Consider the following 11,483-nt stretch of genomic DNA (forward strand, 5'->3'; position numbering starts at 1 on the left):
GATGATGAGACATGCAGGCTCGAACCACTCCAAAACCCCTTCGGGCCAAAAGTGTTACCCATGTCTCCGATATAAACCGTAACCTATGTGTCCGGAATGGACCGAGCGAAGGGTGGTGCCCCCGGACGGAATCGAACCGCCGACCTTCGGTTTACAAAACCGCTGCTCTACCAGCTGAGCTACAAGGGCACGGCGCTCCGGTTAGCATATTTCGTGCGCCAGTAAAGACAAAACTCCGTTTTCGATCGCTAATGGACCCCGCCGAGGTGGGCGGGCCGCCATGCTGAAAACCGCCAATGCGATCCCTACATATCTCTCAGGTGCAAACGCATCGAACGGGGTGTCGCATGATCAGACTTGTCATCATCCTGCCGCTTGTCGTCATTGCCTGGCTGCTTGCGGTAAAGCTCATCAGGGACGTGAAGAGCGCCAATGTCGACTGGACCGGCATCGCCGCCATCGTCGGTTTTATCGCGATGGCGTTTTGGCTGCGGCATGGGATGGGGATGAATGGTGAATGGTGAATGGGCGAACGCCTTTCGGACCATTGACTACTCACTACTCGCTCAAAACCTCGAACCTTTCACCACGTCACCGCGACTGATCTCCAGAGGCGAATGGTCGCCTCGATCAAGGAGATCATCATGTTGAAGCGCAGTCTTACTTCGGGCCTGGTCGCCATCTTCGTCGCCACCGGCGCGCTCGCCGGTACCGTGCAGTCGTCCTCCGCTCACAGCCATCATCACCACCATCATCACAAGCACCACGACAAGCCCTGGTGGTGGTGGAACCATCAACACAAGCACCATCACCACAAGCATCATCATCACCACGGCAAGGTGATCATCTTCCTTTGAGCGAGACGACCTGCCTCGCGGAAGGGCGGCTTCGGCCGCCCTTTTTTGCGTTGAGCGCTCGATCGATCAGATCTTGGTTTCCATCGGCTGATTTCCGGCCTTCAAGAAAATCCCAAATTCTTTCGAACCTTTTTCCGCGCCGAAACGACAGATGATCAAGAGGCGGATGGATCGCCTCTCGCAACGAAACAAGGAGATCGTCATGTTCACGCGCAAAATCGCTTCTGCCCTCATCGCCAGCACCGTCGCCGCCACCTCGCTGGTCGGCACCGTCCAGCCGTCGGCCGCCCACAGCCATCACCACAACCGCGAAATCGGCATCGGCATCGCCGCCGGCGTCGGCGGGTTCGTGCTCGGCAGCCTGCTCAACCAGCAGCCCCGCACCGTCTATGTCGACGACGAGGGTGGCTCCTGGCACGTCCGCCGCTGCGCCAACCGCTACGCCAGTTACGATCCGTACTCCGACACCTATGTCGGCTATGACGGCTACCGCCACTATTGCCGCCTTTAAGAGGAGGCACGCCCACACGGAAAGGAGGGGCTGTACGCAGCCCCTCCTTCCTGATTTGAGCGCGCCGCGGTGCGGGCTACGGTTCGGAGATCGGCAATCCCGCTGCACGGCAGATGCGGGCAACACTCGCATTCTGCGATTGATCCCCCATGGCGATGAGTTCGAAGCTGCTTCCTTCATCCGGATAGATCTTGGCGGCGAACGGTTGGTCTGTTGTATGACCACCGGACGACGTCTTTGCAGCGACATGGCCGCAGACCAGGATTTCGCGGCGGCCGTCGAGCGTTCGCTCGCCGGCACGCATCTGCCCGAATCTGGCGGACGCAGGATCCTGCAAATGCTGGCGAATGCCGATCGTGATTGTCTCCTCCAAAGCGAGCGAGATCGGAATCTCGCTGACTTGCTGGGAGACAGGGGCGGGTTCGGGCGCCGTCGCCACGCATCCGCACAGTGAAGCGGCGAGCAAAAGCTGAAGCGTTCTCCGCATTATAATCGGAACCCGCCGATCATCCTCGTCACCTCAGCGGCGGCGTTGCGCACCAGCGGCCCGATCTCGTCCAGCCGCTCCATCGTCACCCGCACCGTCGGTCCGGAGACCGAGACACCGCCGATCGGCTCGCCGAACTCGTTGAAAATGGCGGCGGCCACGCAGCGCATGCCGGGATGCCGCTCCTCGTCGTCGACCGACCAGCCGCGGTGCTTGATGACAGCCAGGTCATGGGCCAGCGCCGAAATGTCGGACAGCGTCTTGTCGGTGAAGCGCTGCAGGCCCGACTTGCGCAGGATGGCGGCGACGCGTTCCGGCTCGAGCTGCGCCAGCACCGCCTTGCCGATGCCCGAGGCATGGAAGGAGCTGCGCGTGCCCGGGCGGAAGAAGGCGCGGATCGCCTGATGGGTCTCGACCTGGCTGACGAAAACGACGCAATCGTCCTCGGCGACGCCGAGATTGGCGGTTTCACCGGTCTTCTCCATCAATACCTGCATGACCACGCGGGCCCGGTCGACAAGCTTGCGGCGGCGCAGGAAGGCGGCACCCATGCGGTAGGTCTCGACGCCGATCGACCACAGCTGGTCCGATGTATCGAACTCGACCATGCCGTGGTTCTGCAGCGTCGTCAGCATGCGGTAGGCGGTGGACGCCGCGAGCTCGCTACGCGCCGAAATCTCGCTCAGCGACAGGCCACTGCCTTCAGCGACGATGGCCAGGATGCGCAAGGCCCGGTCCAGCGACTGTACAGAACCGGCCTCGGACGGACCGTTGAAAGCGCGCGGCCGGCCGCGCTGGCGTTTTTCGCTGGTTTCCATGGCGGCATTGTCGCCGGTTGCGCCGAAATCGCAATGAAAAACTTTTTCATCGATTTTGATGGCCGGATTTATGGAAAACGAAAAAGCCAGGGGAATCAGTGTATAGAAGCGGTTTTCTCGAAATGAAAAATTATTCTGAAAAAATTGAAAAATGAAAACGACACTGGCATTGTCAACCAACCAACAATCTTGAGGAGGCTGGACATGGCCAGGATGCGCGCTGTCGATGCAGCGGTTCTCGTTCTCGAAAAGGAAGGCGTTTCCTGCGGCTTCGGCGTGCCGGGCGCGGCGATCAATCCGTTCTATTCGGCGCTGAAGGCGAGGGGCTCGATCCGCCACATCCTGGCGCGCCATGTCGAGGCGGCCTCGCATATGGCCGAAGGCTACACGAGAGCCAAATCAGGCAATATCGGGCTGTGCATCGGCACGTCGGGCCCGGCCGGCACCGACATGGTCACCGGGCTCTATTCGGCGGCGGCGGACTCCATCCCGATCCTGTGCATCACTGGTCAGGCGCCGCGGGCACGGCTCAACAAGGAGGATTTCCAGGCGGTCGATATCGCCGCCATAGCCGCACCCGTCGCCAAATGGGCGGTCACGGTCATGGAGCCCTATCTCGTGCCGATGGCGCTGCAGAAGGCATTTCACCTGATGCGCTCGTCGCGACCGGGCCCGGTGCTCATCGACCTGCCGGTCGACGTGCAATTGGCCGAGATCGAATTCGATATCGATGCCTATGAACCGCTGGTCCCGTTCAAGCCGGCAATGTCGCGCGCCCAGGCCGAAAAGGCCTTGGCGATGCTCAATGCCGCGGAAAAGCCGCTGATCGTCGCCGGCGGCGGCATCATCAACGCCGATGCGTCGGATCTGTTGATCGAATTCGCCGAGATAACGGGCGTGCCGGTCATCCCGACGCTAATGGGCTGGGGCGCGATCCCCGACGACCACCGGCTGATGGCCGGCATGTGCGGGCTGCAGACCTCGCATCGCTACGGCAATGCGACGATGTTGGAAGCCGATTTCGTCTTTGGCATCGGCAATCGCTGGGCCAACCGCCACACCGGTTCGGTCGATGTCTACACCAAGGGCAAGAAATTCATCCATGTCGACATCGAACCGACCCAGATCGGCCGGGTGTTCGCGCCGGATCTCGGCGTCGTCTCGGACGCCGGTGCGGCACTAAAGATGCTGCTCGACGTCGCCACCGAATGGAAGACGGCAGGAAAGCTGCGCGACTGGTCGGGCTGGGCGAAGGAATGCCAGACCCGCAAGAAGACGATGAAGCGCAAGACGCATTTCGAGCAGGTGCCGCTGAAGCCGCAGCGCGTCTATGAGGAGATGAACAAGGCGTTCGGCCGTGACACCACCTACGTCACCACGATCGGCCTCTCGCAGATCGCCGGGGCGCAGTTCCTGCATGTCTACAAGCCGCGCAACTGGATCAATTGCGGCCAGGCCGGCCCGCTCGGCTGGACGCTGCCGGCAGCGCTTGGCGTGCGCGCCGCCGATCCGGATCGCACCATCGTGGCGCTGTCGGGCGACTACGACTTCCAGTTCATGATCGAGGAACTGGCGGCCGGCGCACAGCACAAACTGCCGTATATCCATGTCGTCGTGAACAATGCCTATCTCGGCCTGATCCGCCAGGCGCAGCGCGGTTTTGCGATGGATTTCGAGGTGAGCCTGGCCTTCGAGAACGTCAACCGCGCCAACGATCCGGAGGCCGGCTACGGCGTCGACCATGTCGCGGTCGCAGAAGCGATGGGCTGCAAGGCGGTCCGGGTGCGCAAACCGGAAGAGTTCGCCGGCGCGTTCAAGGAAGCGCAGCGGCTGATGAAGGAATACCAGGTGCCGGTGGTGCTCGAATTCATCCTCGAGCGCGTCACCAACATTTCCATGGGCACGGAAATCGACAAGATCACCGAATTCGAGGACCTTGCCGAAAGCCATGAGGATGCGCCGACGGCGATTGTGTTGCTCGATTAAGCTAGGCGGGAAGAAGGAGAAAAAGAATGCCGCGTTTTTCAGCCAATCTGTCGATGCTCTTTGGCGAGCACGACTTTCTCGACCGTTTCGATGCCGCCGCCCGCGCCGGCTTCAAGGGCGTCGAGTATATCGGCCCCTACGACCATGCGCCTGACGTGGTCGCGGCGCGGTTGAAGAAGAACGGTCTGACGCAGGTGCTGTTCAATCTGCCGGCCGGCGACTGGGGCAAGGGCGAGCGCGGCATCGCGGTTTTGCCCGACCGCGCGCCGGAATTCCGGCAAGGCATCGCCAAGGCGATCAGCTATGCCCATGCGCTCGGCTGCGAGCAGGTCAATTGCCTCGCCGGCATCGCGCCGCAGGGCGTGGATCGTTCGGTGCTGGAAAATACTTTAGCCGAGAACCTCGCGTTTGCAGCCGAGAAACTGGAGCAGGCCGGCATCCGGCTTTTGATCGAGCCGATCAACACGCGCGACATACCGGGTTTTTTCCTGAACTATTCGGAGCAGGCGCTGGCGCTGATCGAGCGCGTCGGTTCGAAGAACCTGTTCCTGCAATACGACATCTATCACATGCAGATCATGGAGGGGGATCTCGCCCGTACCATCGAGGCCAACCTCGGCCGCATCGCGCATATCCAGCTTGCGGACAATCCCGGCCGTCACGAGCCGGGGACGGGCGAGATCAATTATCCCTTCCTCTACGAGCATATCGACAGGATCGGCTATTCCGGCTGGGTCGGAGCGGAATACAAACCGAAGGCGGGGACGGAGGCTGGGCTGGGGTGGTTTCGGGAGCTTAACGGGCAGGGGAGTGCCGCGGCTTAGGCGCAGTCGAACTCGCGTTCCTTCGCGCCCCCCTCTGTCCTGCCGGACATCTCCCCCACGAGGGGGGAGATCGGACGTCATCCCGGCTTTCGCTCCCCAACATTGCAGGGTGAGCGAGGCGCCGAAACTGCCAATCTCCCCCCTCGTGGGGGAGATGGCCGGCAGGCCAGAGGGGGCGCGAAGGAACTCAGCCTCAACAAAGGAGAAAACAATGGAAACCATCGGCTTCATCGGCCTTGGCATTATGGGCGCGCCGATGGCGGGGCATCTCCTGGATGCCGGCTACGCCGTGATTGCCAGCGACCACCGCTCGAAGCCGCCGGCCGATCTCGTCGCCAAGGGCTTGAGAAGCATCACCGGCCACGCGGCAGTGGCGAAGGCCGCGGATATCATCATCACCATGGTTCCCGACACCCCGCAGGTAGCCGAGGTGCTGTTCGGCGAGAACGGTGTCGCTTCCGGCCTGAGCAAGGGCAAGCTGGTCATCGACATGAGCTCGATCTCGCCGATCGAGACCAAGGTTTTCGCCAAGAAAATCAACGATCTCCGCTGCGACTATCTTGACGCGCCGGTGTCGGGCGGCGAGGTCGGCGCAAAGGCGGCGTCGCTGACCATCATGGTCGGCGGCGAGGACAAGGCGTTCGAGCGCGCCAAGCCCGTGTTCGAAAAGATGGGCAAGAACATCACGCTTGTCGGCCCGAACGGCGTCGGCCAGACCACCAAGGTTGCCAACCAGATCGTCGTGGCCCTGACCATCGAGGCGATCGCCGAGGCGCTGGTCTTTGCCGCAAAAGCCGGCGCCGACCCCGCCAAGGTCCGGCAGGCGCTGATGGGCGGGCTGGCGGCATCGCGCATCCTCGAAGTGCATGGGGAGCGCATGATAAAGCGCGCCTTCGCGCCGGGCTTCCGCATCGAACTGCACCAGAAGGATCTCAATCTGGCGCTGGAAGGCGCCAAGGCACTCGGTGTCTCGCTGCCCAATACGTCGACGACGCAGCAGCTGTTCAACTCATGCTCGGCGAATGGCGGGGCAAAAGAGGATCATTCGGCGCTGGTTCGTGCGCTGGAGCGGATGGCGGGGCATGAAGTGGGTGAATAGTGAATGGTGAATAGTGAATAGTGAATGGTGACGGTAAGAACGCTTTTCCATTCACTATTTCACCATTCACCCTCCAAGGAATTTCCGTGCCGCATAAAGGCTCACCGCCGCCGCATTCGACACGTTGAGCGAGCGGATGGCGCCGGGCATGTCGAGGCGGGCGAGCGTGGTCACCGTCTCGCGCGTCTTCTGGCGCAGGCCCTTGCCTTCGGCGCCAAGCACCAGCGCGATCTTCTCGCCTGAAAAACCCGTTTCGAGTTCGGCCGGCCCGTCCGAATCGAGGCCGATGGTCTGGAAGCCGGCATCGTGCAGCTGTCCCAGCGCGTCGGCCAGGTTCTTCACCTCGATCTGGTCAATATGCTCCAGTGCGCCGGAGGCGGATTTGGCCAGCACGCCGGATTCCTGCGGGCTGTGGCGGGCCGTGGTGATCAGTGCGCCGGCGCCGAAGGCGACCGCCGAGCGCAATATGGCGCCGACATTGTGCGGGTCGGTGACCTGGTCGAGTACCAGCACCAGTTTCGTGTCGCCGAGCGTGTCGAGGCGTTTCGGCTTCAACGGTTCGGCTTCGATCAGCACGCCCTGATGCACGGCATCCGAACCGGTGATCTTGTCGATCTCCTTGGGCTCGACGAGTTCGGCCTTGAACGGCAAAGCGGCGAGGTCGGCGATCGCCAGCCGCTCGGCGGCATTGCGCGTCACCAGCATTTTACGGATCTTCCGCCGCGGATTGTCGAGCGCCGCGCGCACCGTATGCAGGCCATAGAGCCTGACCAGCCCGTCGGCGGCGTTTTCGCCCGGCGGCACCGGCTGGCGCGGCCGGAAGGCGGGCGCGCCGCCGGCCTTCTCGTCGCGATGGGCGCGACGCAGCTTGGCGTAATGGGTGTCTTTGGCGGTCTTGGGCGTGTTGTCATTGCTCATGGCCGGCTTCTATAGCCGCGTCGCCGGGCTGTGGATACAGGCAGAAAGCCGGCTTGCCGGGCAGGCTGTCAAAATCAGCGCATTTTGCCTTGCGGTGCGGTTGACACCCACTGGCCTTGCCGCCATAAGGCGCTTCGCTGATTTCGGACAAAACCCTGGTTTCGACCTGATCGGCGAGAATGCCTCGTTGCAAGGCTTCGACGGCAGGCTGGAGAGGTGCCCGAGTGGTTAAAGGGGACGGACTGTAAATCCGTTAGCTTAGCTTACGTTGGTTCGAATCCAACCCTCTCCACCACTGCCAGCCCGCGAACCTTGAGGACGATGCGGGTATAGCTCAGTGGTAGAGCAGCAGCCTTCCAAGCTGAATATGCGGGTTCGATTCCCGCTACCCGCTCCAAACTCCCCACTCCGCATCAGATCTCAGCGAATATCTCGACAACGTTGCCGTCCGGATCGCGGAAGAACACTGTCCTGTGGCCCCATTCCTGGTCGGTGAGCGGCAGGACCGGCTGCACGCCCTTGGCCTGAAGCGCCTCGGCGCAAGCAGCGACCATCTCCGGCGCCACCCGGAATGCCAGCTGAAGCGACAGCGCATCCCGCTGCTGCGGCGTGTCGTTGAACATCATGCCGAGGCTGGTCAAGGCCAGCCGAGTTCGCGCTGCAGATCAAATTCCATCACATCCCCGTAGAAGTGCCGCATGGCGGCCATGTCGCGGGCGAAGATGACGGTGTAGTCGATCTGACGGATTTCATTGAGCGCGTTCATTGTCGAAGTCCCGTGGGCTGATGTTGCGATCGCCCGCAACCTAGCTTTCCTTTAAAGTAGTACAAGACTATAGCTTATACTGGTATCGGAAGTGACTGCATGCCATACGACGGCCCACGGCACGACGAGCTTGCCCGCTTCCTGCGCGAGCGGCGGGACCGGTTGCCGCGGATCGATGGCGCCAATGGCCGCCGCCGGGCACCGGGCCTCAGGCGCGAAGAGGTCGCCGCCGAGGCGGGGATCAGCACCACCTGGTACACCTGGCTCGAGCAGGGGCGGGAGGTGAACGCATCGCCGCAGGTGCTTCGCTCGCTGGCGCGGGTGCTGAAGCTGAGCCGATCCGAGCAGGCTTATCTGTTCCAATTGGCGCGGCCCGATCTCGACTGGCGAAACCGGCTCGGCGAGCAAGGCCTGCCCAGCGCGCCGCTGCTAAGCCTGCTCGACGGGCTGGCGCCGCACCCGGCATATGTCGTCAACCGCTACTGGCAGGTCGTCGCCTGGAACCACCCGGCGGCGGTGCTGCTCGGGGATTTCGAGACGGATGATGCGTGGTCCGGCAGCCTGCTCGCCCGGCTGTTTCTCGACCTGGAATGGCGGCAGCGCTTTGTCGACTGGCCGGAGGTTTCGCGCTCGGCGGCGGCGCAGTTCCGGCTTGCCACTGTTGCCATGACTCGCGATCCGGTGCTGGCCGCACTGGTTTCGTCACTGGAAGCGGCAAGCGATGCGTTCGCCACGTGCTGGAACAGCCGCGACATCGCCGAGCCACCGATCTGGCGGAAATCCATCCGGCACCCTGTCGCCGGCGCGATGTCGTTCGATTTCGCCACGCTGCAGCCGGGCGGCCGCGACAGTGATTTCTCGGTTTCCGTCTACACGCCGGTCGATGCGTCGACTGCCAGGCGGTTCGCCGCGCTGGTCGGAGCAACGCCCGACAGCCGCAAGGCGGTGCCGGGCGTGTTTGCGCGTGATGCAGGCGCAGAAGTCTAGCTGTTGAAGGCGGACGCGACCTGGTGTTGCTGCGGCACCTGTCCGTTCGGCGTCAGTCTGTCGACAATGCCGGGCAGGGCTGTGGACAATTGCTTGAGCAACTCCTGCTCGTCCAGTCCGGTCCTTTGCGCGATCTCTCGAATGACCTGCGGGCCGATCGCCTTGCCGAGATCATTGGCGTTGATCGGCTGGTTCTGCCCGGTGCCGACCCAGGAGTCAGCGACATTGCCTTGGCCGGCATTCTTGAGCTTGTCGAGCAGTCCGCCCAGTCCGCCGAGCAGGCCGCCGTCGCTGGAGGCCGTGGTTCCGGTGGGGGCTGGCGTTTGAGGCTGAGCGGGTTCGCCCGTCTCTCCGGCACTCGTCTGTTCGGCGCTTCTGCCGCTCAGCATCTTTCCCACCAGCAGCGCGCCGAGCGCGATCATCAGCGGTTTGGTGATGTTGCCGCCGGGTACGGCGTTGTCAAAGAGTCCCATAGGTCAATCCTCCATAACGACCAAGCCCGTCCCGCCGGCTACAATGGACCACGCGGGCGGAATTTCAAGTTGGCTTGAGCTTTTGACAATCATGTGACCATGATCGGCGGGCGGGGAATGGAGAGGAAAAATGGGCATTATCAGCTGGATCATCCTCGGCGTCATCGCCGGCTTTATCGGCAGCAAGATCGTCAACAAGACCGGCCAGGGCCTGATCATGGATATCGTGCTCGGCATTGTCGGCGCCATCGTCGGAGGGCTGATCTTCAGCGCCTTTGGCGCCACGGGTGTGACCGGCCTCAACATCTGGAGCCTGATCGTCGCCATTATCGGCGCGGTGGTCGTGCTGTGGGCCTATCACCAGTTCTCCGGCAAGCGAACGCTTTAGGCGCCAGTCTGCCGACTGGCCGACCGCAGGTCGGCCAAACCTGCTTCGACGCGTTGACTTGAAGGTCAGGCGACGACGGTCAGCCTGCGTTTGCGTTCATCAAGCGAGACGATGGTCAGCCCGCTCGCGACCACCAGCAGGATGCCGCAGACCGCCAGGGCATTCGGGAACTGCCCGAATACCAGCACGCCTGAGATGACCGCCCAGACGGTGAAGCAGTAGTAGAACGGCGCCACGACGCCGGTCGGACCGACGCGATAGGCCATGAAGATGAAGAAATGGCCGAAGATCAGGAAGAATCCGGCGCCGGCCATGAGCAGCAGGTGCCGGGCTTCCGGCATCACCCAGCGCTCGGAAACGAGATGCGCGGCGCCCGCGCCGATCAGCACCACCACGACGGCGGAAATGGCGACGATCATGCCGGGCACCTCGGCCGCGACCCGCCTGCCGGCAAGATCGCGCGCCGCCGCCAATGCCGCGTTGCCGAGCGCCAGCAACGCATAGACCGAGATGCCCTGCATGGTCGGCTGGGCAACCATGAGCGCACCGATGAAGCCGAGCCCGATCAGCGCCATGCGCACGCCGCCGATCCGTTCGCCGAACAGGATGGAGGAGCCGACCAGCATCAAAAGCGGGGTGATCTGCCCGAGCGCGGTCGAATCGGCGATCTGCATGTTGGCCAGCGCCACGACGTAGCAAAGGATGGCCGCCAGCTCGAGCAGGTTGCGGCGCAGCACGCGTTTGTCGAAGATCAAAGGGATTTGCCTGCCATAGCCCAGCAGGAACAGCAGCGGCATGCCCCATAGCGTGGCCGCGACCCCGCGCAGGAACAGCACTTCATAGGACGGCAAGCCCGCGGTCGCGAGTTTCATCATCGTGTCGTTGACGAGGTACGACCCCGTCGAAACGATCATGAACAGCGGGCCGCGTATGGAGGTCGGTATGAATTGCATGGGGCAACCAAATCAGACCGCCGCCGTAGCGGCAATGGGCCAGGCGCCGGCTGTACATCCGGCAGGCAAAGGCCAGGACATGGGCGGGACAGGACATGGGCGGGAATAGCAAACAGGTGCTGGAGCCCGCAGCCCCCATTTCATTTCCGCTCGCGCGTTCCTATATCAGCGCCACATCCCCGCAATCGGATCATCGGTTGAGACCGAGTGGACAGCGCACCCGGCCACAAGGCACTTGTGTTTTTCGGCCGTAGTCGCTAATCGCCCCGCATTCGACTGAACTGAAGGTCAAGGCCGTCCAAGGAAAGAGACTATGGCAAAAGGTAAATTCGAGCGTAACAAGCCTCATGTGAACATTGGCACGATTGGCCACGTCGATCATGGCAAGACGTCGCTGACGGCGGCGATCACGAAGT

At 62.6% G+C, this 11,483-nt stretch carries 17 protein-coding genes and 3 tRNA genes; 12 read left to right on the forward strand and 8 right to left on the reverse strand.

What is annotated here, in order from left to right; all coding sequences use genetic code 11:
• Window positions 1-113: 113 nt before the first annotated feature.
• Window positions 114-189, reverse strand: a tRNA-Thr gene (locus NKH38_RS32475).
• A 158-nt stretch (window positions 190-347) separates the two neighbouring features.
• On the opposite strand from NKH38_RS32475, the gene NKH38_RS32480 reads away from it, so the two are divergent.
• The 3 genes from NKH38_RS32480 to NKH38_RS32490 all read left to right on the forward strand — a co-directional run bounded on the left by NKH38_RS32480 (window position 348) and on the right by NKH38_RS32490 (window position 1,368).
• Entirely contained in the window at window positions 348-524 is a 177-nt protein-coding gene (locus NKH38_RS32480) for a hypothetical protein (RefSeq protein WP_352765578.1), read from the forward strand.
• A 120-nt stretch (window positions 525-644) separates the two neighbouring features.
• Entirely contained in the window at window positions 645-857 is a 213-nt protein-coding gene (locus NKH38_RS32485) for a hypothetical protein (RefSeq protein WP_023667457.1), read from the forward strand.
• Window positions 858-1,059: 202 nt separating this feature from the next.
• Entirely contained in the window at window positions 1,060-1,368 is a 309-nt protein-coding gene (locus NKH38_RS32490; protein ID WP_023667455.1) for a BA14K family protein, read from the forward strand.
• A gap of 76 nt (window positions 1,369-1,444) precedes the next feature.
• Here NKH38_RS32490 and NKH38_RS32495 read toward each other — a convergent pair whose 3' ends face one another.
• Window positions 1,445-1,807, reverse strand: coding sequence for a hypothetical protein (locus tag NKH38_RS32495; RefSeq protein ID WP_352765581.1), 363 nt, complete (start codon window positions 1,805-1,807; stop codon window positions 1,445-1,447).
• 47 nt (window positions 1,808-1,854) lie between these two features.
• On the reverse strand, window positions 1,855-2,673 hold the full coding sequence (gene bhcR, locus NKH38_RS32500) for an HTH-type transcriptional regulator BhcR (protein ID WP_352765583.1): 819 nt from the start codon (window positions 2,671-2,673) through the stop codon (window positions 1,855-1,857).
• Window positions 2,674-2,877: 204 nt separating this feature from the next.
• Here bhcR and gcl point away from each other — a divergent pair, with 204 nt between their 5' ends.
• The 3 genes from gcl to NKH38_RS32515 all read left to right on the forward strand — a co-directional run bounded on the left by gcl (window position 2,878) and on the right by NKH38_RS32515 (window position 6,582).
• Window positions 2,878-4,659, forward strand: coding sequence for a glyoxylate carboligase (gene gcl, locus NKH38_RS32505; protein ID WP_286488587.1), 1,782 nt, complete (start codon window positions 2,878-2,880; stop codon window positions 4,657-4,659).
• A 26-nt stretch (window positions 4,660-4,685) separates the two neighbouring features.
• Window positions 4,686-5,483 carry a hydroxypyruvate isomerase gene (hyi, locus tag NKH38_RS32510; RefSeq protein ID WP_352765585.1) on the forward strand — a complete coding sequence of 266 codons (798 nt, stop codon included), beginning with the start codon at window positions 4,686-4,688 and terminating at the stop codon, window positions 5,481-5,483.
• Window positions 5,484-5,694: 211 nt separating this feature from the next.
• Window positions 5,695-6,582, forward strand: a complete 888-nt coding sequence (locus NKH38_RS32515) for a 2-hydroxy-3-oxopropionate reductase (RefSeq protein WP_352765587.1) — start codon at window positions 5,695-5,697, stop codon at window positions 6,580-6,582.
• A 66-nt stretch (window positions 6,583-6,648) separates the two neighbouring features.
• On the opposite strand, the gene NKH38_RS32520 is transcribed toward NKH38_RS32515, so the two are convergent.
• Window positions 6,649-7,500 carry a TrmH family RNA methyltransferase gene (locus NKH38_RS32520; protein ID WP_352765589.1) on the reverse strand — a complete coding sequence of 284 codons (852 nt, stop codon included), beginning with the start codon at window positions 7,498-7,500 and terminating at the stop codon, window positions 6,649-6,651.
• Between NKH38_RS32520 and NKH38_RS32525 the strand changes: the two genes are divergently transcribed.
• The 3 genes from NKH38_RS32525 to NKH38_RS32535 all read left to right on the forward strand — a co-directional run bounded on the left by NKH38_RS32525 (window position 7,499) and on the right by NKH38_RS32535 (window position 7,897).
• Complete coding sequence (locus tag NKH38_RS32525; protein WP_352740108.1) at window positions 7,499-7,732, forward strand: hypothetical protein; 234 nt, start codon at window positions 7,499-7,501, stop codon at window positions 7,730-7,732. The genes NKH38_RS32520 and NKH38_RS32525 overlap by 2 nt on opposite strands.
• Window positions 7,711-7,795: transfer RNA gene (locus NKH38_RS32530), tRNA-Tyr, on the forward strand. Before NKH38_RS32525 ends, NKH38_RS32530 begins: the two co-directional genes overlap by 22 nt.
• A 28-nt stretch (window positions 7,796-7,823) precedes the next feature.
• Window positions 7,824-7,897, forward strand: a tRNA-Gly gene (locus tag NKH38_RS32535).
• A 16-nt stretch (window positions 7,898-7,913) separates the two neighbouring features.
• Here NKH38_RS32535 and NKH38_RS32540 read toward each other — a convergent pair.
• Both NKH38_RS32540 and NKH38_RS32545 read right to left on the reverse strand, forming a co-directional pair.
• On the reverse strand, window positions 7,914-8,141 hold the full coding sequence (locus NKH38_RS32540) for a VOC family protein (protein WP_352765591.1): 228 nt from the start codon (window positions 8,139-8,141) through the stop codon (window positions 7,914-7,916).
• Window positions 8,138-8,266 carry a VOC family protein gene (locus NKH38_RS32545; protein WP_352765593.1) on the reverse strand — a complete coding sequence of 43 codons (129 nt, stop codon included), beginning with the start codon at window positions 8,264-8,266 and terminating at the stop codon, window positions 8,138-8,140. The genes NKH38_RS32540 and NKH38_RS32545 overlap by 4 nt, the downstream gene beginning before the upstream one ends.
• A gap of 99 nt (window positions 8,267-8,365) precedes the next feature.
• Here NKH38_RS32545 and NKH38_RS32550 point away from each other — a divergent pair, with 99 nt between their 5' ends.
• Window positions 8,366-9,253: a helix-turn-helix transcriptional regulator gene (locus tag NKH38_RS32550; RefSeq protein WP_352765595.1), complete on the forward strand. Its 888-nt coding sequence runs from the start codon at window positions 8,366-8,368 to the stop codon at window positions 9,251-9,253.
• Here NKH38_RS32550 and NKH38_RS32555 read toward each other — a convergent pair.
• Complete coding sequence (locus tag NKH38_RS32555) at window positions 9,250-9,726, reverse strand: YidB family protein (RefSeq protein WP_023741371.1); 477 nt, start codon at window positions 9,724-9,726, stop codon at window positions 9,250-9,252. The two genes, NKH38_RS32550 and NKH38_RS32555, sit on opposite strands and share 4 nt — an antisense overlap.
• A 130-nt stretch (window positions 9,727-9,856) precedes the next feature.
• Here NKH38_RS32555 and NKH38_RS32560 point away from each other — a divergent pair, with 130 nt between their 5' ends.
• The gene (locus NKH38_RS32560; RefSeq protein ID WP_023688411.1) at window positions 9,857-10,114 is read left to right on the forward strand and encodes a GlsB/YeaQ/YmgE family stress response membrane protein; all 258 of its coding nucleotides are present in this window, start codon (window positions 9,857-9,859) and stop codon (window positions 10,112-10,114) included.
• Between the two features lie 65 nt (window positions 10,115-10,179).
• Here the strand turns inward: NKH38_RS32560 and NKH38_RS32565 are convergent, their stop codons facing one another.
• Window positions 10,180-11,067, reverse strand: a complete 888-nt coding sequence (locus NKH38_RS32565) for a DMT family transporter (RefSeq protein WP_023681464.1) — start codon at window positions 11,065-11,067, stop codon at window positions 10,180-10,182.
• A gap of 313 nt (window positions 11,068-11,380) precedes the next feature.
• Here NKH38_RS32565 and NKH38_RS32570 point away from each other — a divergent pair.
• Window positions 11,381-11,483 (forward strand): GTP-binding protein (locus NKH38_RS32570; RefSeq protein ID WP_352513751.1); only part of this gene is annotated, 103 nt, incomplete at its 3' end.

It is taken from the genome of Mesorhizobium sp. M1078 (assembly GCF_040318615.1).
In the GTDB taxonomy this organism is placed as follows: domain Bacteria; phylum Pseudomonadota; class Alphaproteobacteria; order Rhizobiales; family Rhizobiaceae; genus Mesorhizobium.

Excerpts from the sequence above, each read along its gene's own strand:
- NKH38_RS32485 (WP_023667457.1), top strand. The coding sequence starts at position 645 with ATGTTGAAGCGCAGTCTTACTTCGGGCCTGGTCGCCATCTTCGTCGCC.
- bhcR (WP_352765583.1), bottom strand. The coding sequence starts at position 2,673 with ATGGAAACCAGCGAAAAACGCCAGCGCGGCCGGCCGCGCGCTTTCAAC.
- NKH38_RS32480 (WP_352765578.1), top strand. The coding sequence starts at position 348 with ATGATCAGACTTGTCATCATCCTGCCGCTTGTCGTCATTGCCTGGCTG.
- gcl (WP_286488587.1), top strand. The coding sequence starts at position 2,878 with ATGGCCAGGATGCGCGCTGTCGATGCAGCGGTTCTCGTTCTCGAAAAG.
- NKH38_RS32560 (WP_023688411.1), top strand. The coding sequence starts at position 9,857 with ATGGGCATTATCAGCTGGATCATCCTCGGCGTCATCGCCGGCTTTATC.
- NKH38_RS32565 (WP_023681464.1), bottom strand. The coding sequence starts at position 11,067 with ATGCAATTCATACCGACCTCCATACGCGGCCCGCTGTTCATGATCGTT.
- NKH38_RS32520 (WP_352765589.1), bottom strand. The coding sequence starts at position 7,500 with ATGAGCAATGACAACACGCCCAAGACCGCCAAAGACACCCATTACGCC.
- NKH38_RS32545 (WP_352765593.1), bottom strand. The coding sequence starts at position 8,266 with ATGAACGCGCTCAATGAAATCCGTCAGATCGACTACACCGTCATCTTC.
- hyi (WP_352765585.1), top strand. The coding sequence starts at position 4,686 with ATGCCGCGTTTTTCAGCCAATCTGTCGATGCTCTTTGGCGAGCACGAC.
- NKH38_RS32490 (WP_023667455.1), top strand. The coding sequence starts at position 1,060 with ATGTTCACGCGCAAAATCGCTTCTGCCCTCATCGCCAGCACCGTCGCC.
- NKH38_RS32515 (WP_352765587.1), top strand. The coding sequence starts at position 5,695 with ATGGAAACCATCGGCTTCATCGGCCTTGGCATTATGGGCGCGCCGATG.
- NKH38_RS32525 (WP_352740108.1), top strand. The coding sequence starts at position 7,499 with ATGGCCGGCTTCTATAGCCGCGTCGCCGGGCTGTGGATACAGGCAGAA.
- NKH38_RS32550 (WP_352765595.1), top strand. The coding sequence starts at position 8,366 with ATGCCATACGACGGCCCACGGCACGACGAGCTTGCCCGCTTCCTGCGC.
- NKH38_RS32555 (WP_023741371.1), bottom strand. The coding sequence starts at position 9,726 with ATGGGACTCTTTGACAACGCCGTACCCGGCGGCAACATCACCAAACCG.